Source organism: Vibrio jasicida 090810c (assembly GCF_002887615.1).
In the GTDB taxonomy this organism is placed as follows: Bacteria; Pseudomonadota; Gammaproteobacteria; order Enterobacterales; family Vibrionaceae; genus Vibrio; species Vibrio jasicida.
Genome location: NZ_CP025792.1, coordinates 2,084,757 through 2,108,770, shown reverse-complemented (window position 1 = coordinate 2,108,770; position 24,014 = coordinate 2,084,757). Strand labels below are relative to the sequence as shown.

General features: G+C 46.0%; 22 protein-coding genes. 16 read left to right on the top strand and 6 right to left on the bottom strand.

Features of this window, described 5'->3' with window-relative positions:
* Positions 1-113 precede the first annotated feature (113 nt).
* Positions 114-1,523: a glutamate--ammonia ligase gene (gene glnA, locus C1S73_RS09955; RefSeq protein ID WP_038870033.1), complete on the bottom strand. Its 1,410-nt coding sequence runs from the start codon at positions 1,521-1,523 to the stop codon at positions 114-116.
* 529 nt (positions 1,524-2,052) lie between these two features.
* Here glnA and typA point away from each other — a divergent pair.
* On the top strand, positions 2,053-3,882 hold the full coding sequence (gene typA, locus C1S73_RS09945; protein WP_038870035.1) for a translational GTPase TypA: 1,830 nt from the start codon (positions 2,053-2,055) through the stop codon (positions 3,880-3,882).
* Positions 3,883-3,959: 77 nt separating this feature from the next.
* Positions 3,960-4,502 carry an AAA family ATPase gene (locus C1S73_RS09940; RefSeq protein WP_038870037.1) on the top strand — a complete coding sequence of 181 codons (543 nt, stop codon included), beginning with the start codon at positions 3,960-3,962 and terminating at the stop codon, positions 4,500-4,502.
* 31 nt (positions 4,503-4,533) lie between these two features.
* Here the strand turns inward: C1S73_RS09940 and C1S73_RS09935 are convergent, their stop codons facing one another.
* Positions 4,534-5,175, bottom strand: a complete 642-nt coding sequence (locus tag C1S73_RS09935) for a DUF2959 domain-containing protein (protein ID WP_005434517.1) — start codon at positions 5,173-5,175, stop codon at positions 4,534-4,536.
* Between the two features lie 35 nt (positions 5,176-5,210).
* Here C1S73_RS09935 and C1S73_RS09930 point away from each other — a divergent pair, with 35 nt between their 5' ends.
* The 3 genes from C1S73_RS09930 to C1S73_RS09920 all read left to right on the top strand — a co-directional run bounded on the left by C1S73_RS09930 (position 5,211) and on the right by C1S73_RS09920 (position 7,586).
* Positions 5,211-6,155 carry a virulence factor BrkB family protein gene (locus C1S73_RS09930; RefSeq protein ID WP_038870039.1) on the top strand — a complete coding sequence of 315 codons (945 nt, stop codon included), beginning with the start codon at positions 5,211-5,213 and terminating at the stop codon, positions 6,153-6,155.
* Positions 6,127-6,561: a D-aminoacyl-tRNA deacylase gene (gene dtd / locus C1S73_RS09925; RefSeq protein ID WP_038870041.1), complete on the top strand. Its 435-nt coding sequence runs from the start codon at positions 6,127-6,129 to the stop codon at positions 6,559-6,561. The genes C1S73_RS09930 and dtd overlap by 29 nt, the downstream gene beginning before the upstream one ends.
* Positions 6,562-6,668: 107 nt before the next feature.
* On the top strand, positions 6,669-7,586 hold the full coding sequence (locus C1S73_RS09920; protein WP_038870043.1) for a bifunctional GNAT family N-acetyltransferase/hotdog fold thioesterase: 918 nt from the start codon (positions 6,669-6,671) through the stop codon (positions 7,584-7,586).
* On the opposite strand, the gene C1S73_RS09915 is transcribed toward C1S73_RS09920, so the two are convergent.
* The 4 genes from C1S73_RS09915 to hslR form a co-directional block, all read right to left on the bottom strand.
* Positions 7,572-9,749, bottom strand: coding sequence for an AsmA family protein (locus C1S73_RS09915; protein WP_038870045.1), 2,178 nt, complete (start codon positions 9,747-9,749; stop codon positions 7,572-7,574). The two genes, C1S73_RS09920 and C1S73_RS09915, sit on opposite strands and share 15 nt — an antisense overlap.
* Before the next feature lie 174 nt (positions 9,750-9,923).
* Positions 9,924-11,552: a phosphoenolpyruvate carboxykinase (ATP) gene (pckA, locus tag C1S73_RS09910; RefSeq protein ID WP_038870046.1), complete on the bottom strand. Its 1,629-nt coding sequence runs from the start codon at positions 11,550-11,552 to the stop codon at positions 9,924-9,926.
* A gap of 337 nt (positions 11,553-11,889) precedes the next feature.
* The gene (gene hslO / locus C1S73_RS09905) at positions 11,890-12,765 is read right to left on the bottom strand and encodes an Hsp33 family molecular chaperone HslO (RefSeq protein WP_038870048.1); all 876 of its coding nucleotides are present in this window, start codon (positions 12,763-12,765) and stop codon (positions 11,890-11,892) included.
* Between the two features lie 31 nt (positions 12,766-12,796).
* Positions 12,797-13,183, bottom strand: coding sequence for a ribosome-associated heat shock protein Hsp15 (gene hslR, locus C1S73_RS09900; protein ID WP_038870051.1), 387 nt, complete (start codon positions 13,181-13,183; stop codon positions 12,797-12,799).
* Positions 13,184-13,436: 253 nt separating this feature from the next.
* Between hslR and gspC the strand changes: the two genes are divergently transcribed.
* Genes gspC through C1S73_RS09845 form a run of 11 tightly spaced genes read left to right on the top strand, consistent with a single transcriptional unit; the run spans position 13,437 to position 24,014 of the window.
* The gene (gene gspC / locus C1S73_RS09895; RefSeq protein WP_038870053.1) at positions 13,437-14,360 is read left to right on the top strand and encodes a type II secretion system protein GspC; all 924 of its coding nucleotides are present in this window, start codon (positions 13,437-13,439) and stop codon (positions 14,358-14,360) included.
* A gap of 36 nt (positions 14,361-14,396) precedes the next feature.
* Complete coding sequence (gspD, locus tag C1S73_RS09890; protein WP_038870055.1) at positions 14,397-16,424, top strand: type II secretion system secretin GspD; 2,028 nt, start codon at positions 14,397-14,399, stop codon at positions 16,422-16,424.
* Entirely contained in the window at positions 16,417-17,919 is a 1,503-nt protein-coding gene (gspE, locus tag C1S73_RS09885; RefSeq protein ID WP_038870057.1) for a type II secretion system ATPase GspE, read from the top strand. The genes gspD and gspE overlap by 8 nt, the downstream gene beginning before the upstream one ends.
* Positions 17,919-19,139 carry a type II secretion system inner membrane protein GspF gene (gene gspF / locus C1S73_RS09880; protein ID WP_038870059.1) on the top strand — a complete coding sequence of 407 codons (1,221 nt, stop codon included), beginning with the start codon at positions 17,919-17,921 and terminating at the stop codon, positions 19,137-19,139. Before gspE ends, gspF begins: the two co-directional genes overlap by 1 nt.
* Positions 19,140-19,199: 60 nt before the next feature.
* Complete coding sequence (gspG, locus tag C1S73_RS09875; RefSeq protein WP_005430189.1) at positions 19,200-19,643, top strand: type II secretion system major pseudopilin GspG; 444 nt, start codon at positions 19,200-19,202, stop codon at positions 19,641-19,643.
* Between the two features lie 31 nt (positions 19,644-19,674).
* Positions 19,675-20,280, top strand: a complete 606-nt coding sequence (gene gspH / locus C1S73_RS09870) for a type II secretion system minor pseudopilin GspH (RefSeq protein WP_038870061.1) — start codon at positions 19,675-19,677, stop codon at positions 20,278-20,280.
* The gene (gspI, locus tag C1S73_RS09865; protein ID WP_258070277.1) at positions 20,267-20,656 is read left to right on the top strand and encodes a type II secretion system minor pseudopilin GspI; all 390 of its coding nucleotides are present in this window, start codon (positions 20,267-20,269) and stop codon (positions 20,654-20,656) included. Before gspH ends, gspI begins: the two co-directional genes overlap by 14 nt.
* Positions 20,657-20,678: 22 nt before the next feature.
* Entirely contained in the window at positions 20,679-21,341 is a 663-nt protein-coding gene (gene gspJ / locus C1S73_RS09860; protein WP_095760558.1) for a type II secretion system minor pseudopilin GspJ, read from the top strand.
* Complete coding sequence (gene gspK, locus C1S73_RS09855; protein ID WP_038870065.1) at positions 21,334-22,344, top strand: type II secretion system minor pseudopilin GspK; 1,011 nt, start codon at positions 21,334-21,336, stop codon at positions 22,342-22,344. The genes gspJ and gspK overlap by 8 nt, the downstream gene beginning before the upstream one ends.
* Positions 22,313-23,515 carry a type II secretion system protein GspL gene (gspL, locus tag C1S73_RS09850; RefSeq protein WP_038870067.1) on the top strand — a complete coding sequence of 401 codons (1,203 nt, stop codon included), beginning with the start codon at positions 22,313-22,315 and terminating at the stop codon, positions 23,513-23,515. Before gspK ends, gspL begins: the two co-directional genes overlap by 32 nt.
* 7 nt (positions 23,516-23,522) lie before the next feature.
* Positions 23,523-24,014 (top strand): type II secretion system protein M, encoded by a 492-nt coding sequence (locus tag C1S73_RS09845; RefSeq protein WP_038870069.1) that lies wholly within the window; start codon positions 23,523-23,525, stop codon positions 24,012-24,014.

Below are 24,014 nucleotides of genomic sequence, written 5' to 3'. Positions count from 1 at the left end.
TGTTATCTCTCCATGTTAAACGGGCAACTTAGTTGAGCGTATACAAAAAAGGCCCGCCTGCGAGGCGAGCCTAATATTTTGTAACTGTGTTTACATTTTACACAGCTTAGACCTTATACAGAGTAGTAAAGTTCGAACTCAAGTGGGTGAGTTGTCATGTTTACTTTCTCAACATCTTGCGCTTTCAGGCTGATGTAAGAATCGATGAAGTCATCAGAGAATACGCCGCCAGCTGTTAGGAACTCACGGTCTGCATCTAGTTCTTCTAGAGCGTCTTTTAGTGAGTAAGCCACTGTTGGGATTTCTGCTGCTTCTTCCGCTGGAAGGTCGTACAGGTCTTTATCCATAGCTTCGCCTGGGTGGATCTTGTTCTTAATACCGTCAAGACCAGCCATTAGCATTGCTGCGAAACATAGGTATGGGTTTGCTGCTGGGTCACCAAAGCGAACTTCAATACGACGTGCTTTAGGGCTTGGTACCACTGGGATGCGGATAGAAGCAGAACGGTTACGCGCTGAGTAAGCTAGCATAACTGGTGCTTCGAAGCCTGGTACAAGACGCTTGTACGAGTTCGTTGATGGGTTAGCGAATGCGTTGATTGCACGAGCGTGTTTGATGATACCGCCAATGTAGTAAAGCGCCATTTCAGATAGGCCGCCGTACTTATCACCAGCAAATAGGTTAACGCCATCTTTTGCTAGAGATTGGTGAACGTGCATACCAGAACCGTTGTCACCAACTAGTGGCTTAGGCATGAATGTCGCTGTCTTACCAAATGCGTGTGCAACGTTGTGTACAACGTACTTGTAGATTTGGATTTCGTCTGCTTTTGTTGTTAGCGTGTTGAAGCGAGTTGCGATTTCGTTTTGACCCGCAGTTGCTACTTCGTGGTGGTGCGCTTCAACAACTAGGCCCATCTCTTCCATTACTAAACACATTGCAGAACGGATGTCTTGAGATGAATCCACAGGAGCTACTGGGAAGTAACCACCTTTAACGCCTGGACGGTGACCTTTGTTACCTTCTTCGTAATCAGAACCTGTGTTCCATGCTGCTTCTACGTCATCAATCTTGAAGAAAGAACCAGACATGTCAGTTGCGAACTTAACGTCGTCAAATAGGAAGAACTCTGGCTCAGGACCGATAAGTACTGTGTCAGCAACGCCTGTAGAGCGCATGAAGTCTTCAGCGCGTTTAGCAATAGAGCGTGGGTCGCGATCGTAGCCTTGCATTGTTGCAGGCTCAAGGATGTCACAACGGATGTTTAGCGTTGCATCTTCAGTGAATGGGTCAAGCACTGCAGAAGATGCATCTGGCATCATAACCATGTCTGATTCGTTAATGCCTTTCCAGCCAGCAACTGATGAACCATCGAACATTTTACCTTCTTCGAAGAAGTCTGTGTCGATCTGGTGAGCAGGGATAGAGATGTGCTGCTCTTTACCTTTTGTATCAGTGAAGCGTAGGTCAACAAACTTAACTTCGTTCTCTTGGATCAGTGATAAAACGTTTTCTACTGACATCGTGGATAACCTCCAGTGTTAATAAAGCGGTAAAGCTCGATTTATGAAATCTTGATTAAATCCAGCATTGATTAATCTGTTTGACATTTTATTAATCGATGCTGGTTTCTCTAAAGCCAAAACCGTGCCAAAAAAAATATTCCATTAATTTCAAGGGATTATGTTTTCAGATCCTAGTTTGGTGCAAACGATTGCACCAAAATGATCTGACTTTGCACTAAAATGGTGCGCATTTAAATTATTGCACCACAATGTGACAAACACGTTGCTTATTTAGTCCAGTTTTTGAGCGAGAGTCAATTTGTATTACGCAACGATTGGAATAAAATTGCGTTGAATCAATTCGCTTTAATAAGGAAAGTGGGCATTAAGCGTAAATTTCGCAGAAAAGCTCGGGAGTAGATCACATATTTCTATGCTTTTTGCTAAAATCTGGTACATTATGGCCGTTTTTTTAATCAGCAAATGTCACCAGAGAGCACCCGTTCTCAGCGTGGGGGCATTTCATCTATCTAAGTGAATCAAATCCATGGCTACTCCACAGATTGATAAATTAAGAAATATCGCGATCATCGCGCACGTTGACCACGGTAAAACAACACTGGTTGATAAACTACTGCAACAATCAGGTACTCTAGAGTCTCGCGGCGAAGCTGAAGAGCGAGTCATGGACTCAAACGACATCGAAAAAGAACGTGGTATTACCATTCTTGCTAAAAACACAGCAATTAACTGGAATGATTACCGCATCAACATCGTAGATACTCCGGGACACGCGGACTTCGGTGGTGAAGTAGAACGTATTATGTCGATGGTAGACTCAGTACTACTTATCGTTGACGCTGTTGATGGCCCGATGCCTCAAACGCGTTTCGTAACACAAAAAGCATTTGCACACGGCCTTAAGCCAATCGTTGTAATCAACAAGATTGACCGCCCAGGTGCTCGTCCTGATTGGGTTATGGACCAAGTATTCGACCTATTCGACAACCTAGGTGCAACTGACGAACAGCTAGACTTTAAAGTTGTTTACGCTTCAGCACTAAACGGTTGGGCTACTCTAGAAGAGGGCGAAACTGGCGAAAACATGGAACCGCTATTCCAAACTATCGTTGATGAAGTAGCCGCTCCAGAAGTTGACCTAGACGGTCCACTACAGATGCAAGTTTCTCAGCTAGACTACAGCTCTTACGTTGGTGTTATCGGTGTTGCTCGTGTAACTCGCGGTAGCGTTAAGCCAAACCAACAAGTAACAGTTATCGGTGCTGACGGTAAAACGCGCAACGGTAAAGTGGGTACGGTAATGGGTTACCTTGGTCTAGAGCGTCACGAAGTTGAGCAAGCGAACGCTGGTGATATCATTGCAATCACTGGTCTTGGTGAGCTGAAAATCTCTGACACTATTTGTGCTCAAAACCAAGTTGAAGCGCTACCAGCACTTTCTGTTGATGAACCAACAGTAACGATGACGTTCCAAGTAAACACGTCTCCATTCGCGGGTAAAGAAGGTAAATTCGTAACTTCACGTAACATCCTTGAGCGTCTAGAGAAAGAATTGGTACACAACGTAGCACTGCGCGTTGAGCAAACAGACGATCCAGACAAATTCCGCGTTTCAGGCCGTGGTGAACTTCACCTATCTATCCTGATCGAAAACATGCGTCGCGAAGGCTTTGAGCTTGCTGTATCTCGTCCAGAAGTAATCATCAAAGAAGAAGATGGTCAGCTAATGGAACCGTTTGAAACAGTAACGATTGATGTTCTTGAAGAGCACCAAGGCGGCATCATGGAAAACATCGGCCTACGTAAAGGTGAGCTGAAAGACATGGCACCAGACGGTAAAGGCCGTGTGCGCATGGACTTCGATATGCCTTCTCGTGGCTTGATCGGTTTCCAAACTGAATTCATGACGCTAACGTCAGGTTCTGGTCTTCTTTACCATACGTTTGATCACTACGGTCCACACAAAGGCGGTAACATCGGTCAGCGTATCAACGGCGTACTAATCGCTAACGCAATGGGTAAAGCACTGACTAACGCACTGTTTAACCTTCAAGAACGTGGTCGCCTATTTATCGGTCACGGTGTAGAAGTTTACGAAGGCATGGTTATCGGTATTCATAGCCGCGATAACGACCTAACAGTAAACGCTCTGAAAGGTAAGCAGCTAACCAACGTTCGTGCATCTGGTACTGATGACGCTCAGGTTCTAACTCCACCAATCAAGCACACTCTTGAGCAAGCTCTAGAGTTTATTGATGAAGATGAACTAGTAGAAGTAACGCCAGAAAGCATCCGTATCCGTAAGAAATTCCTAACAGAAAGCGACCGTAAACGCGCTTCTCGTGCAGGTAAATAATCTGTTTTAACGGATTCGATTAAGAAGAAACCCCGAGTTATGCTCGGGGTTTTTTGTATCTGAAGGGAAAAGAGTACATGAGGCCAATTGTGATTACGGGTGGCCCAGGCGCCGGCAAAACGACCTTGTTGAATGCGCTCGGTCATTTAGGGTATGCAACGTTTGCTGAAGGCTCACGTATTTTGATAGAGCAACAAAGTCAGTTAGAAAATGGCATCTTGCCTTGGAGTAACCTACCCGAGTTTGCCAACTTATGTCTTGAGTTTATGGGTAAGCAAAAGTGTGAGTCGCTGAGTCATCAGGTGGCTTTTATGGATCGCGCGATTCCCGATATTGTGGCTTATCTGCAAGTTGGAGGGTGTCTCGTTGAGCAAGCCTTCTTAACGGAGAGTGCTGGGTACCATAGTCAGGTGCTAACTTGTCGACCTGAGGCATCAATCTATGTTCAAGATGAAGTACGCCCACACAACTTTGAAGAAGCGCTTCAGATTCATCACGCCCTTGTCGAGACGTATGCTGAGCTGGGTTATGAAGTGGTTGAAGTACCATGGGGAACAATACCAGAAAGGGTCGAGTTTGTTCGAAGAGTCACAGGCTTAGTGGTCGAGAGCACAAACTAAAAGCTCCTCACGAAGAGGAGCTTGTAAAGGCTCACTTTTGATTCAGCTGTTGCAGGAACTTATCTGATTCTGCGATCGCGGCATTCATTTGTTTGATTGCGTATTGGATGTCTTTCTCTAGGCTAGAAAATTCACCTTTTAGAGAGCCAATCGCGCTCGCGTTTAGGTTGTGTTTTAAGTAAAGCGTGTTGTCGCGGAGTGTGTTGAGTACTGGCGTCATCTTGTCTTCAGCACGCTTCATCGCACTGAGCATGGTTTTGTAAGATGCTTTGGTCTCACGCAGCTTTTGTTCACTTGAGCGACGTAGCTTCGCGCTGGTGTACAAGTCTAGTTCGCCCTGCCACTCATCAAACAGCGCATCGGACACGTCTTCAATTGCAGCAATACGATCGCGCACGTCTTGTGCTGCTTTTTCGCTGTCTTCGTATTTATCGTTTATGTTGTTATAGACGCTTTCCAGTTCACCACCATCAAAATTGGTTAAGGCAGAAAGTGCTTCGAGTGCACTGGTAAATTCTTCTTGTGCGTCTTGTTGTGATTCTTTGGCGTCTTCAACGCGATCAACCATGATGTCACGCTTGTGGTATCCCACTTGCTCCATCGCTGAATAATAAGCGGACTGACATCCTGTTAAAGTGAAAATTGATAGTACAATTGCTAATAAATAAGGCATTCTTATGTCCTCGACGCTAATTTATGGGATGAACTATGAACCAGTTATCAGAGAGTTACAAGGTGAGATTGACTAGGCTTGTGCCGGGGAGCGTCGCGTTTTCCAAATATCTTCTCAAACGAATGACGCACGATCGCGTCAACGTCAATGCTGGCTATCTAGCTTATATTACTTTGCTGTCTATTGTGCCGATGTTGACGGTACTTTTGTCGATATTGTCGAAGTTTCCGGTGTTTGAGAATGTGGGTGAAACCTTGCAAGGTTACATCATTGATAACTTTGTCCCAGCTTCTGGTGATGCAGTAAGAACGGCGCTGCAAGAATTCGTTTCGAATACAGGAAAAATGACTGCCGTGGGCGGTGCTTTTCTATTTGTTGCGGCTTTGATGTTGATTTCAAATATCGATAAGAACTTAAACTACATTTGGCGAGTAAAAGACAAACGCCGCCCTGTCTTTTCTTTCTCAATGTATTGGATGGTGTTGACCCTTGGTCCGATTTTGGTCGGCGCAAGTATTGCTGCGACGTCTTACGTGACGTCCCTTAAGCTGATTGAGAACGAAACGCTATCGGGCGCTTACAACCTGTTTTTGCGTTGGCTGCCTTTGTTGTTGTCCTTCTTTGCGTTTATGGGCTTGTACTTTTTAGTGCCAAACAAAAAGGTATACCTATCCCATGGTGCAGTTGGCGCTGCTATTGCTGCTGTGCTGTTTGAATTGAGTAAGAAAGGCTTTGCTTTCTACATTACCCAGTTTCCTTCTTATCAGTTGATTTATGGCGCGTTAGCGGCCATTCCAATCTTGTTTGTGTGGGTGTATTTGTGTTGGCTCATTGTTTTGATTGGTGCGGAAGTCACCGCGGCTTTGGGAGAAAGAGAGCACTGGAGTGATGACCTAGAAATGATACACTCGACGGCAGAATTGCAATTAACAGATGAAGGAAGCGAGAGTCGTGATAGCGCTAATCCAACGAGTCAGTGAAGCCGCCGTTCGCGTGGACGGTGAAGTTGTCGGTGAAATCGACCAAGGTCTACTTGTTCTACTTGGTGTAGAGAAGGACGATGATGAAGCAAAAGCAAAACGTTTGATGGAGCGCGTAACCACTTATCGAGTGTTTGAAGACGATGACGGTAAAATGAACCTCAACGTCAAACAAGTGAACGGTAAGGTGTTGGTGGTGTCTCAATTTACGTTACCAGCAGACACCAAAAAAGGCACTCGTGCAGGCTTTTCTCGTGGTGCACACCCTGCGGATGCAGAACGTCTGTATGATTACTTTTCTGATTTGTGTGAGCAAGAGCTACCAACGCAACGTGGCCGCTTTGCTGCTGATATGAAAGTGTCATTAATTAATGACGGCCCGGTGACTTTCTGGCTACAGGTCTAATCTGGTAACTCCAATATCATGGTCTAAGCTTTAAGCCCAAGCGAATTGAATTTGCTTGGGTGTTTTCTCCTAAGGCTTTCATTTGATTTGTACTTTCAAGGATTGATATGTTCAAACTCATAACTCCAAAAACAGAAAATCAGCTCAATAAGTACTATCAATTTCGCTGGCAACTGCTACGTGAACCTTGGCGTATGCCGATAGGATCAGAGCGTGATGAGTACGATGGCATGAGCCATCATCGCATGATTACTGACAGTCGTGGCCGCCCTATGGCAATTGGTCGTTTGTACATTACCCCAGATAATGATGGTCAGATCCGCTACATGGCGGTGAAAAATAACCGTCGTAGCAAAGGCATGGGCTCATTAGTGCTCGTGGCGTTGGAATCTCTGGCGCGTCAAGAAGGCGCGAAGCGTTTGGTGTGTAATGCGCGTGAAGATGCGATTGCCTTCTACGAAAAGAACGGTTTTGAGCGAAGAGGTGAACTGACCGATGAACGTGGACCGGTGCGCCACCAACAGATGGTCAAACACCTTGACCCAATGGCTGATGTACTTCGCCGTCCCGACTGGTGTACCGAGCTACAAGAACGCTGGGAAGCGCAGATCCCAATTGCAGATAAGATGGGGATCAAAATCAATCAATACACGGGTTACCAGTTTGAGTGTAGCGCACAGCTCAATCCAAACTTGAATCCGCATAACACCATGTTTGCAGGCTCTGCCTTTACTCTGGCGACATTGACGGGGTGGGGTATGACGTGGTTGTTGATGAAAGAGCGTGGTTTGCACGGCGATATCGTGTTGGCAGACAGTTCGATTCGCTATCGCCATCCGGTTGAGCAGAATCCTGTGGCGAGTACCTCACTTGATGGTATTAGTGGTGATTTGGACAGGCTTGCGTCAGGACGTAAAGCGCGCATTGTTATTCATGTGGTGATTTACAGTGGTGACGTACCAGCAGTGGACTTTGTTGGTACTTACATGCTGCTACCGAATTACTCTAAGTTACTCAGCTGTTAGTGTTTCTTGTGGCGCGTCTGTGTTTGCAGATGCGCCTTTTTCAGATGTTAGGTCACGGCCTTGCGGCGCAGCGTTAGTTTCTGCCGCGCTTTCTTTAACTGGACCTTTAGTCGAGTCTTCTTGATAAGAGATAAGTAGCTCTTCTGAGTGCACCGTTGCGCGAGGCTCTTCCTCTTCGACCACTTCTTCGCTCAGTTCTTCTTCATGGTGCTCTAAATTAATTGCGTCAATCGTTTTTCTGCTTGTTACTTTCGATGAAGGCTTTTCTGATTCGATTGACTCAGTTTGCTTTGGCTTAATTGCACATTCATTGGTTTCGACGTCGCCACTCAATATGTCACCTTGAACTTTTCCACACACTTCTTTGAGCTGATAAATCACACCGCTCAGTGGGTTATTCGCCATATCAAACTCACCCGATAGGTTACCCGAAATGGCTTTGCCGGAAATGGTCACTGGTTGAAGCTTTACTTCGCCTCGCTGAGCTTGCAGTCGCAATGGGCTGAAAGTGACTGACTTTAGTGAATCGTCCGCTTGCGATTTCAAGGTGGTATCACGCAAGTTGGCTTCGACTTCTCCCGATAAGCTGTAAGAAAGCATGTTTTGATCGCCCGCCAATCCTTTTAAATCGAGACTTAAGTCAGAGAAGCCATTGACCGCAAGTGCTGTTGGTAAGTATGGGTGAAGTAATTGCAGGGGAATACCATCTGCATTGAGGTTTAGTGCCCATGGTTGACTGGTGGTACTGAGATCGATTTGCCCCAAGCCTTCGATATAGCCTTGCTCTAATGGCGCAAACAAACGTGTTAGCTGCCAGAAGCCATTTTCACTTTGGGTTGCGATCGCAGCATGCGAGGAAAGGACTTGATCGTAACTGGCATTCACGACGCTTGCATCAAGCTTGCCATTCCAAATACCCCAGTGACCATTGCTGCGTTTTACTTCGATCTGGTCACCCTCCAAATTCAAGCCAGAAAGCTGCCAGTAAGGTTGTTTGGATAACTGGATTACTTGACTGCGTTCAATCTCTAACTGCTTAACATCGACTTGCTGGAGCTTCTCTGTCGTTGTTTGCCACCAATCGGTTTTATCTCCTGGATGGATGGCCCATTTTAATCCAGTGATGGTGGCGTTGTTAATTTTCCAATGCTCTGGCTCAAACTCGCCTGATATCTGAACGGTACCCTGTTGCCAATCTAAGCTTAGTTCTTGCAGTTGAATGGATCCTGGCTTGAATTGAGCATTCAAGCGAGGCTCAACCGCGGTTTGATCTTGGAAACTGACGCTGTCAGCTTGCAGAGATATTTGTGCTGTTGTATTCCACAATGACAATGGGAGAGATGCATCTTCTACCGACAATTCTAAATTCTGCCAATGCCAATCTCCGTATTCCACGTCTGCATTCAGTAGGTCGAGGCTGTTAATGTGACTTATGTTAATCGGTAGAGCATGCCATGGTTTCGCTAACAAGGATTGTAACTGAGTGTTGTTGATTTTGAGCCTGTCAACAGTGACATTCACCAGCGACCAACCTTGTGGATAGTGCTCCCCTTGGCCTGAAATCTCACTGTCTCGCCAATTAAACGATGCGCCGTAAAGGGTGCTGTCCTGTGCTTTATAATCGACATCGACCAAAACATTGTTAAAGGTCTCACCATTCCAGTACCACTGCTCGGCAGACAGTTGGATTGCACCGAAAGGAACGAGTTGGTCCTTGCCATTCCATTGTGGATCTTGGATTTGTAGACTTAAACCATTAATACTGAATGCGTCATCCGCATAATCGAGGTTTTTTAGCGCCACCTGATGAAATTGGACATTTGTTAATTGAGGGAGAGTCGGCATGCCTTGTTGCAAGCTCAGACCATCAATAAGCAAACTATCGACAACCCACTTTCCATTGTGACGAACATCGGGGTTGAGCCAGACATCAACTTGTTCGATATAAGGCCATTGTTTATCTTTTGATGTGACGCCTTGCAGTTTCAGGTGGTAAGGAAATTCGTATTGGACACTTTCTGCTTGCAAAGGGAGCTCAGTCGACTCTGACAGCAGGTTCCAGGTTTGTTTGGAGTACGAGGTCGTCAGTAAGGCGATAAAAGCAGTTGGTACCGCGATCGCCAATACGAATATAAGAATTAGAATTCGACCTGCTGTTTTCATCCTTGCCAAAACCTGTGCGCAAAATAATGGTTAACCCGATGAAGAGATGTCTCTTGAGCAACCTAGATAGGCTTAAGCTTGTATCAATCTGGGGTGGGATTCAATAAAAAGCCCCTCAAAAGAGGGGCTTGACGATTATTTTTGTAGCTAAGTCACGCAGACTTCGTTGATGGTTTAATCCAACTGAGGTCCTGCTGCCACCAAAGATTGGCCTTCAGCATTGTCAGTGTACTTATCAAAGTTGTTGATGAAGCGTTCTGCCAAATCTTTCGCTTTGCTTTCCCATTGAAGTGGATCAACGTAAGTCTCACGTGGGTCAAGGATGCTTGGATCGACACCTGGAAGTGAAGTTGGCACCTCTAGGTTGAAGATAGGAATATGCTTGGTTTTCGCATCTTCAATTGAGCCGTCAAGGATTGCATCGATAATGCCGCGTGTATCTTGGATAGAAATACGCTTGCCGCTGCCGTTCCAACCAGTGTTGACTAGGTAAGCTTCTGCGCCAGCTGCTTCCATGCGTTTAACCAGTACTTCTGCGTACTTAGTTGGGTGTAGGGTTAAGAACGCTGCCCCGAAACATGCCGAGAAGGTTGGTGTTGGTTCAGTGATGCCACGTTCTGTACCGGCTAGTTTAGCGGTAAAGCCAGACAAGAAGTGGTACTTAGTTTGCTCAGGAGTCAGTTTAGAAACCGGAGGTAGTACGCCGAATGCGTCTGCTGATAGGAAGATCACCTTATTCGCGTGACCGCCTTTTGATACTGGCTTAACAATGTTGTCGATGTGATGCAGTGGGTAAGAAACACGAGTGTTTTCTGTCTTAGACCCATCATCAAAGTCGATAGAACCATCACTACGAACTGTAACGTTCTCTAATAGTGCATCGCGGCGGATTGCGTTGTAGATATCAGGCTCAGCTTCTTTCGATAGTTTGATGGTTTTCGCGTAACAGCCACCTTCGAAGTTGAATACGCCGTCGTCATCCCAACCGTGCTCATCATCACCAATCAGTGCACGTTTAGGGTCTGTAGATAGCGTTGTTTTACCTGTGCCAGATAGACCAAAGAAAATTGCTACATCGCCTTCTTCGCCCATGTTTGCACTACAGTGCATTGATGCGATGTCTTTCAGCGGAAGGAAGTAGTTCATCATGGCGAACATGCCTTTCTTCATTTCACCGCCGTACCAAGTACCACCGATCAGTTGCATGCGCTCTGTTAGATTGAACACCGTGAAGTTTTCAGAGTTCAGGCCTTGTTCTTCCCACTTGTCGTTCGTGCACTTCGCACCGTTCATTACGACGAAATCAGGTTCAAACGTTGCCAACTCTTCTTCTGTTGGACGGATAAACATGTTTTTTACGAAGTGCGCTTGCCATGCGACTTCTGTAATCACTCGAATACTCAAACGAGTGTCTGGGTTTGCACCACAATAACCGTCAATCACAAATAGGCGTTTACCAGAAAGCTGGTTGGTCACGAGCTCTTTTAGATCGTCCCACACTTCTTTGTTGATGGCTTTGTTGTCGTTTTTCACTGCATCAGAAGTCCACCACATGTGCTCTTCTGTGGTTGCATCTTTTACGATGTACTTATCTTTTGGTGAGCGACCAGTGAAGATACCAGTGTCTACGGCAACCGCGCCGAGTTCCGTAACGACACCACGTTCATAACCTGTCAGGTCAGCACGGGTCTCTTCCTCGAATAGCATTTCGTAGCTTGGGTTGCGAACAACCTCTTTAACGTTGTGCAGTCCGTGTTTGGTTAGATCAAGTGTTGCAGCCTTTGTATGTTCCATAACGGTCATAGGTGCTCCTTATAAGGATTTTTGTAGGGATTTTGTAATAATGTTTTAATTTTTATCTGCTCACCATGCTAGCAACGGGGCGGGGAGAAAACAGGGATGTAGCTCAAAAATTATCCATGATTTCAGTAAGGTTTTAGGTAACCCGTCACATATCGGTACGAATAGTTTATCGTGCGCGCAAACCTTTGCGCTAGGCCAAAAGAATTATTAATTACTTAAAATTAAGCGGTTGCTTTATTACGTGTGAGGCTAGGTATTACGAGGGTTAGATCACAAAAAGGCCAGCGTGATGCTGGCCTTTTGAAAGGTAAATTACAGGCTTGCTAAGCTATGAAAATTAATGCAGGGTTTTCTTTTCAGGAGCCGCTTGCGCATAGAGTTCGGTAATCTCTGATTCATCAAACGAGTATGACGTGCCACAGTAATCACAATGTAAAGAAACTGATCCTTCTTCGGCCAAAATGTCATTAATTTCAGCACGGTCCACGGTAATGATTGCTGCACCACTGCGCTCACGAGAACAACCACAATGGAATTCGACTGGTTGAGGTTCGTAAAGACGAACGGTGTCTTGGTTATATAGACGGTATAGCAGTTCGTTCGCAGGTAGCGTGAACAGCTCTTCGTTCTTCACTGTGTCTGTCAGTTGCTCTAGGTGATCGAAATCTTCTGGTGCACCAGTGCCGTCTGGCATGATTTGAATCATCATACCAGCAGCGTGTGCTTTACCTTCGTGTTCACCAGTGCGGATCCATAGACGCGTTTTTAGCTGTTCAGAGTTTGCGAAGTAGCCTTCGATAACTTCAGCTAATGTGTCACCTTCTAGGCCAACGACACCTTGGTAACGCTCGCCTTTTTTCGGTTCGATGGTGATCACTAGGTAACCTTTACCCATCATCTCGTGCAGTGTCGCGTTGTCAGCGATATCGCCTTCCCAACGTGCAACGCCGCGGATCTTTTGATCATGATCGCCATTGATGACTGCTAGAGAGACAGGGCCGTCACCTTGCAGCTGGATCGTGATTGAGCCTTCGAATTTCAAAGTTGCCGTTAAAAGTGTGGTTGAAACGAGTAGCTCACCCAACAGTTTTTGCAGCGCTGCCGGATATTCCTTGCTGGAGATAATACGTTGGTATGCTTCATCCAATTGTACCAACTCGCCACGAACTGAAAGGTCTTCAAATAGGTAGCGGTGTAAAACATTATTTGCCATGGAGTGCTTTCCTCGTCGGTAATTCCGGCGTTTATTGATGTTTGAACTTAATGATGTCGCGGCGCTGCTTTTTATCTGGGCGGCGTTCCGGACTAGGGTTGTGGGCGTTGAGTTTACGTTGTTTCGCGAACTCTTCGCGTTGATTAACACTGTCTTCAGTTTCGCGGTAGAGCGTTTGAGCGATGGGTGCGCCCATGCGACGATCAGAGATTTTTTCGATGATCACCGTTTTTTCTTCATTACCTTGACGAAGACGAATCTCAGCGCCCAACTCAACGATTTTACTTGGTTTGCTTCGTTGCCCATTATAGTGGACTTTACCGCCATCGACCATATTACGTGCGATAGAGCGGGTTTTATAGAATCTGGCAGCCCACAACCATTTATCTAGCCTTACGGCTTCATTTTCGGAACTCATAGAACTCGATGCTATCTAATCACTGCACTGATAGCGCAATGCTGGTGGATTATTCACCTACAGATGGTGCCAAGGCGTATTTTTTTCAAGGGAGTTGGCAAAAACTGCATAAGAAAAAGGTATGAAATATAAGTTGTGATATAGTTCACTGCTCTTTGTTGAGTAGTAATTTTATTGCAATTTTAGCAAGATAGAGTCGGCTGTCTTTATTTAGATTCAGGCTGACAGACGTAAGAATAAAGGAATCAATTCAGTGAAGCGTTTAGAGCTAAGTGCAGGATTATCAAGCAGCCCGCTACTGGCTCAGATCAAGTCCAACAATCATACCATTCAAGCGAAACTTAGTTTGCTACTTACTTGTCTATTTATAGCAATGACAGGTTGGATACTCGGTAAAGTGGTGTGGTTAGCAATGCCTCAAACTTCTGATGTGACTCAATGGAGACCGTCAGCAAGTGCTGTTGTGTCTGGTAATAAAAAAGACGCGATTGATTTCAATGCCCTCCAAAATGCCAACTTATTCGGAAAGTACACCGAGCAAAAGCCGGTCGTAGTAGAGCAACCTGTCGTGCAAGATGCGCCTAAAACACGCTTAAACCTAACGTTAGTTGGCGCGGTTGCGAGTAGTAACGCAAAAACCAGCTTGGCGGTGATTGCCAACCGAGGCAAACAAGCGACTTATGGCATCGGCGAAGAAATTGATGGAACGCGAGCAGAATTAAAAGCGGTGTTGGTGGACCGAGTCATTATTGACAACCAAGGCCGAGATGAAACCCTTATGCTTGAAGGGATTGAATACAAAAAGCTGTCTGAAACTCGTCAGGCAACTCGACCACAAGCGGCGAAGGCAAACAAACCTTCTGCTGTGGGTGAAAAGTTAGATCAAATTCGAGCGGAAATCGCAAAAGATCCGCAGAGCGTATTTAAGTACATCAACATTTCTCCGGTTAAGAAAGACGGTGGAATTGTCGGCTATCGCGTCTCACCAGGTCGTGATGCGGCTTTGTTTAATGATGTCGGTCTAAAACCTGGTGATATTGCGGTGCAACTAAATGGGATCGATTTAAGTGACCCGTCATCTTCAGTACAACTGATGCAAGTGATGAACGACCCGCAAGAACTGAATTTGACTGTGGACCGTGATGGTCAGCAGTACGACATCTACATCCAATTGTAATACTTAGGCAACCAGCGTAAGTTCAGGGAGACATACGTGAAACATTGGTTTAGCAAAAGTGCTTGGTTACTTGCAGGGACTCTTCTCTGCGCACCGGGTGCGATGGCGAACGATTTTAGTGCTAGCTTCAAAGGCACTGACATTCAAGAATTCATCAACATTGTTGGTCGTAACCTAGAAAAGACCATCATCGTTGACCCGTCAGTACGCGGCAAAATCGACGTACGCAGCTATGACGTTCTTAATGAAGAGCAATACTACAGCTTCTTCCTTAACGTGCTAGAGGTGTATGGCTATGCGGTTGTAGAAATGGACAACGGCGTACTTAAAGTCATTAAAGCAAAAGACTCAAAAACATCTGCCATTCCAGTCTTAGGCGACGGCAGTGCGAAAGGCGATAGTGTCATTACTCGCGTGGTCGCGGTTCGTAACGTATCGGTTCGCGAACTTTCTCCACTACTGCGTCAGCTGATTGATAACGCGGGTGCCGGTAACGTAGTGCACTATGACCCTGCTAACATCATTTTGATCACAGGTCGTGCCGCGGTCGTAAACCGCCTTGCGGAAATCATTAAACGGGTTGACCAAGCGGGTGATAAAGAAATCGAATTAGTCGAGCTACGCAATGCTTCTGCTGCTGAGATGGTTCGTATCGTTGAGGCCCTGAACAAAACGACGAATCAAAAAAGTACGCCTGAATTCCTTGAACCTAAAATCGTTGCTGATGAGCGTACTAACTCAATCCTGATTTCTGGTGATCCCAAAGTGCGAGCACGCCTTAAGCGATTAATTCGCCAACTTGACGTTGAAATGGCGACGAAAGGTAATAACCGCGTGGTTTACCTCAAGTATGCGAAAGCCGAAGACTTGGTTGACGTATTAAAAGGGGTGTCTGACAACTTACAAGCTGAGAAGCAAGCGGGTCAAAAAGGAGCATCAAGTTCACAACGTGGCGAAGTGGTGATTGCCGCTCACGAAGCGACCAACTCTTTGGTGCTGACTGCGCCGCCAGATATCATGATGGCGCTACAAGACGTGATTTCTCAACTGGATATCCGTCGTGCACAAGTTCTGATTGAAGCGTTGATCGTTGAAATGTCTGAAGGCGACGGCATCAATCTTGGCGTTCAATGGGGTAACCTAGAAACAGGTGCGGTTATTCAATACGGCAACTCTGGAGCGTCAATTGGTAGCGTAATGGTTGGTCTTGAAGAAGCAAAAGATCAAACACGAACTGAATACTACACAAACTCAGATGGTGAACGTACGCCATATGACGTTACTGAATCTGGTGACTACTCAACTCTGGCATCTGCACTTAGCGGTGTAAATGGTGCAGCGATGAGTATTGTCATGGGTGACTGGACTGCGTTGATCAGTGCCGTCTCATCAGATTCAAACTCAAACATTCTATCATCCCCAAGCATTACAGTGATGGATAACGGTGAAGCGTCCTTTATCGTTGGTGAAGAAGTGCCTGTGATTACAGGTTCGACAGCCGGATCGAATAACGACAACCCATTCCAAACGGTTGACCGTAAAGAAGTCGGTATCAAACTTAAAGTCGTACCTCAAATCAACGAAGGTGATTCAGTACAACTGACTATTGAGCAGGAAGTGTCAAACGTTCTGGGCGCGAATGGTGCGGTGGACGTACGTTTCGCGAAGCGTCAGTTGAATACCTCTGTGATGATTCAAGATGGTCAGATGCTAGTTCTGGGTGGTTTGGTTGATGAGCGTGCGTTAGAAAGTGAATCGAAAGTGCCGCTACTGGGTGATATTCCTGTAATAGGTCAACTGTTCAAGTCGACTAGCACGCAAACAGAAAAACGTAACCTTATGGTATTCATCAAGCCAACCATCATCCGCGATGGTATGACGGCTGATGGCATCACTCAGCGTAAGTACAACTTCATTCGTGCAGAGCAGCTTTATAAAGCGCAAGAAGGCTTGAAGTTGATGGATGACTCTAAGATTCCAGTCATGCCTGAATTTGGTGAAGATCGTAAACACCCTGCTGAAATTCAAGCGTTCATCGATCAGATGGTAAAGAATAATGGTTGATATGTTAGACACAGCGCCAAGCATGCGCCGTCTGCCATTCAGTTTTGCCAACCGCTTTAAACTGGTATTGGAGACGGAGCACCCTGAGCGCCCTCCAATCCTGTATTACGTCGAGCCGCTCAATCCTGCGGCTTTGGTTGAAGTACGCCGTGTACTGAAACAGAACTTTATTCCTCAACCGATGGACAAAGAAGCGTTCGATAAAAAGCTAACTGAAGCTTACCAGCGTGATTCTTCTGAAGCCCGTCAGCTGATGGAAGACATTGGCGCAGACAGTGACGACTTTTTCTCATTGGCAGAAGAGCTGCCGCATGATGAGGACTTGCTAGAGTCTGAAGATGATGCGCCAATCATCAAATTGATCAACGCCATGCTTGGTGAAGCGATCAAAGAAGGGGCATCGGATATTCATATCGAAACGTTCGAGAAAACCCTGTCAATTCGTTTCCGTGTCGATGGTGTATTGCGTGAAGTCTTAACCCCAAGCCGTAAACTCGCCCCTTTGCTGGTTTCTCGTGTGAAGGTAATGGCAAAACTAGATATCGCAGAAAAACGTGTTCCTCAAGATGGCCGTATTTCTCTGCGTATCGGTGGTCGAGCAGTAGACGTTCGTGTTTCTACCATGCCTTCATCGCATGGTGAGCGTGTGGTAATGCGTCTATTAGACAAAAACGCAACGCGTCTAGATTTACACAGTTTGGGTATGACGCCATCGGTGCACGATAACTTTGGTCGCTTGATTCAACGTCCACACGGTATCATCTTGGTGACCGGTCCGACAGGTTCGGGTAAATCAACGACCTTGTACGCGGGCTTGCAAGAGATCAACAGCAACGAACGTAATATTCTGACGGTAGAAGACCCAATCGAATTCGATATCGATGGTATCGGCCAGACGCAGGTTAACCCGAAAGTCGACATGACGTTTGCGCGCGGCTTACGTGCCATTCTTCGTCAAGACCCGGACGTGGTGATGGTCGGTGAGATCCGTGACTTAGAGACTGCACAGATTGCAGTGCAAGCGTCTCTGACTGGTCACTTGGTAATGTCGACGCTGCACACCAATACGGCAGTGGGTGCTATTACGCGTCTACGTGATATGGGCATCGAACCTTTCCTCATTTCATCTTCATTGCTTGGTGTGCTTGCTCAACGTCTGGTTCGTACCTTGTGTTCGGACTGTAAAGAGCCTTATGAAGCCGATAAAGAACAGAAAAAACTGTTTGGTTTGGAAGAGCATGAATCTCTGGTTTTACATCGTGCGACAGGATGTGAAGTCTGCAATCAGAAGGGCTATCGTGGTCGTACTGGTATTCATGAACTTCTGATGGTGGATGAGCAAGTTCAGGAGTTAATTCACAGCGAAGCCGGTGAACAAGAAATTGAAAAAGCTGTCCGTCAGCATACACCAAGTATTCGTAGTGATGGCCTAAGCAAAGTGAGCCGTGGCATTACCTCACTTGAAGAAGTCATGCGAGTGACCAAGGAAGCGTAATGGCAGCATTTGAATACAAAGCGCTGGATGCGAAAGGCAAGCAGAAGAAAGGCACAATTGAAGGGGATAACGCTCGTCAGGTGCGCCAACGCCTAAAAGAACAGGGCATGATTCCTGTCGAGGTGATGGAAGCTAAAGCAAAAGCGGCTAAGTCTTCAGGCGGGTCAGTCGGATTCAAGCGTGGTATCAAAACCGCAGAACTTGCACTGATCACACGCCAACTTTCAACGCTCGTTCAATCGGGTATGCCATTAGAAGAGTGTTTGAAAGCGGTATCAGAACAAGCAGAAAAGCCGCGTATTCGTACTATGATTGCCGCCGTGCGTTCAAAAGTCACGGAAGGTTACCCTCTGGCAGATAGCCTAGGGGATTACCCGCATGTTTTCGACGAACTTTACCTTTCAATGGTTGCCGCGGGTGAAAAATCCGGTCACTTGGACACGGTGTTAGAGCGCTTGGCTGACTACGTAGAAAACCGTCAGAAAATGCGTTCTAAATTGCTGCAAGCCATGATTTACCCGGTGGTATTGGTGGTGTTTGCCGTTGGTATCGTCTCTCTGTTGCTCTCTTCTGTTGTTCCGAAGATCATCGAACCTATCATTCAGATGGGACAAGAGTTACCTCAATCAACGCAATTTCTTTTGTCTGCGAGTGAGTTTGTCCAAGAGTGGGGTCTGATCATCTTTATCGTGGTGGTGGTGCTCTTTTACGGGCTTAAACTGGCACTACAAAAACCGAACTTTCGTTTAGCGTGGGATAGAAAAATCCTTAGCCTACCGCTGATTGGTAAGATTTCTCGTGGCTTAAATACGTCGCGATTTGCGCGTACGCTATCGATTTGTACATCCAGTGCTATTCCGATTCTGGAAGGCATGCGAGTCGCGGTTGATGTTATGTCCAATCGTTACGTGAAACAGCAAGTTTTGGTCGCGGCAGATAACGTAAGAGAAGGGGCAAGCTTACGTAAAGCATTGGATCAAACTCGTTTGTTTCCACCAATGATGCTGCACATGATTTCTAGTGGTGAGCAGAGTGGTGAGCTTGAGAGTATGTTGACTCGTGCTGCGGATAACCAAGATCAAAACTTTGAATCTACGGTCAACATTGCACTTGGCATTTTCACTCCAGTATTGATTGCATTGATGGCAGGCTTGGTACTTTTCATCGTAATGGCGACATTGATGCCAATGTTGGAAATGAATAACTTAATGAGTGGATAAAATTCGAGTTAAGCTGTGTCTACTGATGATATAGCTTGAATCTAACTTTCGGAGATAATAATGAAATTTAAGCGTAGTAAACAACAAGGCTTTACACTTTTAGAAGTGATGGTTGTTGTGGTTATCCTAGGTATTTTGGCGAGTGTTGTTGTTCCTAACTTACTTGGTAACAAAGAAAAAGCAGACCAACAAAAAGCGATCACCGATATTGTTGCATTAGAAAATGCACTGGATATGTACAAGTTGGATAACAGCGTTTACCCAACAACAGACCAAGGTCTTGATGCGTTAGTAAACAAACCATCTAACCCAGAACCACGCAACTACCGTGATGGTGGCTACATTAAGCGTCTACCGTCTGATCCATGGGGCAATGAGTACCAATACCTAAGCCCTGGTGACAACGGTACGATTGATATCTTTACTCTAGGTGCAGATGGCCAAGAGGGCGGTGAAGGCCCTGCGTCGGATATCGGCAACTGGAACATGCAAGATTTCCAATAAGATAAAGTTCAAACCAGCACTAATGAAGCAAATGCAAAAACATCGTGGTTTTACATTAATAGAGATTCTATTGGTGCTGGTTTTGTTATCTCTTACCGCAGTCGCCGTAATAGCGACCCTGCCTACCAGTCAGAAAGATCTTTCCAAACAATATGCTCAAAGCTTTTTCCAGCGCTTACAGCTACTGAATGAAGAAGCCGTACTGAGCGGCAAAGACTTTGGTTTACGTGTTGATGATGTGAAATCCACTTACGTCTTGCTCAGCTTGACTCAAGATGGATGGCAACCATTGGAATTGAAACAGATTCCTAGTGAGACCAAATTGGAAGGCGATATTTCGCTGCAATTGGATCTTGGTGGTGGCGCATGGGACGATGACGACCGACTATTTGAACCCGGTTCTTTGTTTGATGAGGATATGTTTGCGGAAGAAGATGACAAAGAGAAAAAGAAAGTGAAGCCACCTCAAGTATTCATTTTCTCTAGTGCGGAAGTCACGCCATTTAGTTTGTCTTTCTTTCCTGAAGATGGCGACGCATTTAACGATGGTTGGCGCATTATTGGCAAAGAAACCGGCGAAATCTTGTTACTAGAGCCTGGTGAAGAATTGGAAGACGACAACAATGCGACATTCTAAGCAAAGCCGTATCGGTTCTTCTTCGCTTCATACTAGAGGCATGACGTTGTTGGAAGTGTTGGTCGCATTAGCGATTTTTGCGACGGCGGCAATCAGTGTGATTCGCTCGGTGAGTCAACACATTAATACTGTCAGTTATTTAGAAGAAAAAATGTTTGCAGCCATGGTTGTGGATAACCAAATGGCCAATGTGATGCTCTCGACTGAAAAACTCAAAGCCAAAAAAGGCACTGAAGAGTTAGCGGGGCGAACTTGGTATTGGAAGGTAACTCCTGTTGCCACCGCGCAGCCATTGCTGAAAGCATTTGATGTCAGTGTCGCAACTGAAAAAGAAGCGAGTCCTGTTGTGACGGTGAGAAGCTATGTTGCGGAGTAATAAGCGATATAAGGCATCAAGTATGAAATCGAATCGAGGTTTTACCTTGATCGAAGTGCTCGTCTCGATTGCTATTTTTGCGAGCTTAAGCGTTGCTGCCTATCAAGTGGTCTCGCAGGTGCAACGCAGTAATGTGTTATCGCAAGAACGTACGCAGCGTTTGAACGAGTTGCAACGTGCAATGGTGATGATGGATAACGATTTCCGCCAAATGGCCATGCGTCAGATGCGAACCAATGGCGAAGAGCCATCAAAGCAGTTGTTGTTTTGGTCGGAATACCTGCTTGATTCGGATGCGAAAGGCGTGATGTTTGCGCGTCTGGGGTGGCACAACCCTCAGCAGCAATTCCCACGTGGTGAAGTCACGAAAGTTGGCTATCGCATTAAAGATGAAGTTCTACAGCGTATATGGTGGCGTTACCCAGATACACCCGTTGGACAAGAAGGTATTGTGACACCGCTTCTGACTCAGGTCGAAGAATTTGATATGCGTTTCTACGATGGCAAAGCGTGGAAAAAAACATGGGAAAGTAAGCAAGAGTTACCGAAAGCGGTTTCTGTTGTTTTGAAACTCAAAGACTACGGTGAGATCAGCCGTACTTACTTAACCTCTGGAGGCAAGATCAGCGCCTCTGGGCAAGATGACTCATCCAATGATGAATCCTCCGGAGGCAATAATGGCTAAGCGACAACGTGGTGTAGCGCTTATTATTGTTTTAATGCTACTGGCGATTATGACGACCGTTGCAGCAAGTATGTCTGAACGATTGTTTTTGCAGTTTCAGCGAGGCGCGAACCAGATCAATTACCAACAGGCGTATTGGTATAGTTTGGGGGTTGAGGCGTTGGCTGAAATTGGTATTGAGCAGAGCTACGAAGACAGCGATACCATTAATATGAGCCAGCCCTGGGCAATTAAAGAACAAGTGTATCCGCTAGATTATGGTCAAGCGGCCGGACGCATCGTAGACAAACAAGCTTGCTTTAATATGAATGTATTAGCGAGTGTTCAGCCATCGGGTGACTCGACAAATCGTCCTTATTTGGTGCAAGTGTTCCAGCGCTTGATGGAAGAGATGGACGTGGAACCATACCAAGCGGAAGTGATTGCTGATTCGACTTGGGAATACGTCGATAGCGACAGCACAGTGCGCTCCGCTGCTGGTGTAGAAGACAGCACTTATGAGGCAATGAAGCCTGCGTATTTACCACCCAATGGCCTGATGGCTGATGCCAGCGAACTGAGAGCGGTATATCAAGTCACGGGGGACATTTATCAGAAGATCGCACCGATGATTTGTGCTATTCCGACAGACGATTGGCGTTTGAACGTAAATACTATTGAAGTCGAACAAGCGCCGATCTTAGTCGCGATGTTTACTCCTGGCTTGAGTTCTAGTGATGCGGTGCAGTTAATTGAAAAGCGCCCTTTCGATGGTTGGGATAGTGTTGATGAATTTTTAGCTGAGTCAGAATTAGCTGGCTTGAGCGATGATGTAAAGAAAAATGCTAAAGGCTACTTAGGAGTCGATAGCTCCTTTTTTGAATTGGACGCACAAGTACTGGTGGATGAATCCCGAGTACGTATCCGTAGTCTTTTACAAAGTACAGATAGAGAAACGGTGACTGTCGTTCGCCGTCGTTTTGGAGGAATCAGTGAGCGAGTTTCTGACCGTTCGGCTGAGTAGCGAACAACAAAGTACCATTCCATGGTTGGTGTGGTCGACACAGCAGCAAGACGTGATTGCCAGTGGTGAACTCGCCGGATGGGAACATCTGGATGAGTTGGCGTCTTACGCTGATCAGCGACAAGTGATTGCCTTGTTAGCCAGTAATGATGTTGTGCTGACAGAAGTAGATATCCCGCCGGGTGCTGCTCGTCAGTTTGATAGCATGCTGCCTTATTTGGTGGAAGATGAAGTCGCACAAGACGTGGATAACCTGCATTTCACAGTATTAGACAAGCAAGCAGAGAAAGCGCAAATTTGTGCTGTTGAGCGTGCTTGGGTTCAAACCATTTTGCAGCGTTTTTCCAGTCAAGGTATTGTAATTAAGCGTATCCTTCCTGATGTGCTTGCGTTGCCTGTGCATGAAGAAAACAGCTCTGCGGTGGCGTTGGGTGAGCAATGGCTAATTCGTCATTCTAATACTCAAGGTGCGGTGGTCGATGCGTCGTGGCTAGATTTATACCTTTCTGCTTATCTGCAAGCGAATGAAGGATGGAAACTTGACTGTTACAGTTCGATTCCTGAATCTTCACTCCCAGAGGCTTGGGTCGCAAAGCCTGAAGAAATGGCGATGGCACTACTTGCTAAAGGTGTTTCTGAAAGCAAGGTCAACCTATTAACGGGTAGCTTCAAGCCAAAATCGTCTTGGGGTAAGTACGTAAAAGTCTGGCAGAAAGCTGCTATCGCTGCGGGTGTGCTATTGGTTGTTCTTGTGGGGCAGCAATTGCTGGTGGTCCATAAATATGAGGCGCAAGCACAAGCCTATCGTGAAGAAAGTGAACGCATTTTCCGCCAAATTTTCCCGAACAAGAAGCGAATTCCAACGGTCAGTTACCTGAAGCGTCAGATGACCGATGAAGAGCGTCGTCTTTCTGGTGGCACAAGTGAAACTGCAATGCTGTCTTGGATAGCGGCACTGCCAACGACACTGGGTCAGGTTAAAGATCTGGAGATAACCAGCTTTAAATACGATGGCCAACGCGGTGAAGTACGCATTCAAGCAAGCAGTTCAGATTTCCAACCGTTTGAGCAAGCGCGTGTGAAATTGGCAGAAAAGTTCACTGTTGAACAAGGTCAGCTGAATCGCAACGGAAATGTTGTGATAGGCAGCTTTGTACTAAAACGTTTGTGAGGTGATGATGAAGAATTTAATCGCTCAGGCTCAAGCTTGGTGGAATAGCATCTCACAACGTGAGCAACGTTTGGTGATGGGTGGCGGTGTGATTGCCATTATCGGAATGATTTATTGGGGGCTACTACAGCCAATGAATCAACGAGCTGAACTCGCTCAGACTCGAATTCAGTCAGAAAAACAGTTGTTGAATTGGGTGCAAGACAAGGCTGATGATATTACTGCTCTACGCAAAAGTGGTGGAGTCAGCTTCTCTAATCAACCTCTGAACCAATTAGTTTCTTCTTCTGCTCGTCGTTACAAAGTGGAGCTGATTCGAGTTCAACCACGTAATGAAAGTGTTCAAGTTTGGATTAAGCCATTGGCATTTAACCAGATGGTGGATTGGCTGCGTTACCTAAAAGAACAACAAGGTATTGAGGTGGAATTTCTCGATATCGATCGTACAGACCAAGCAGGCATGATTGATGTGAACCGCCTGCAATTTAAGCGAGGTTAA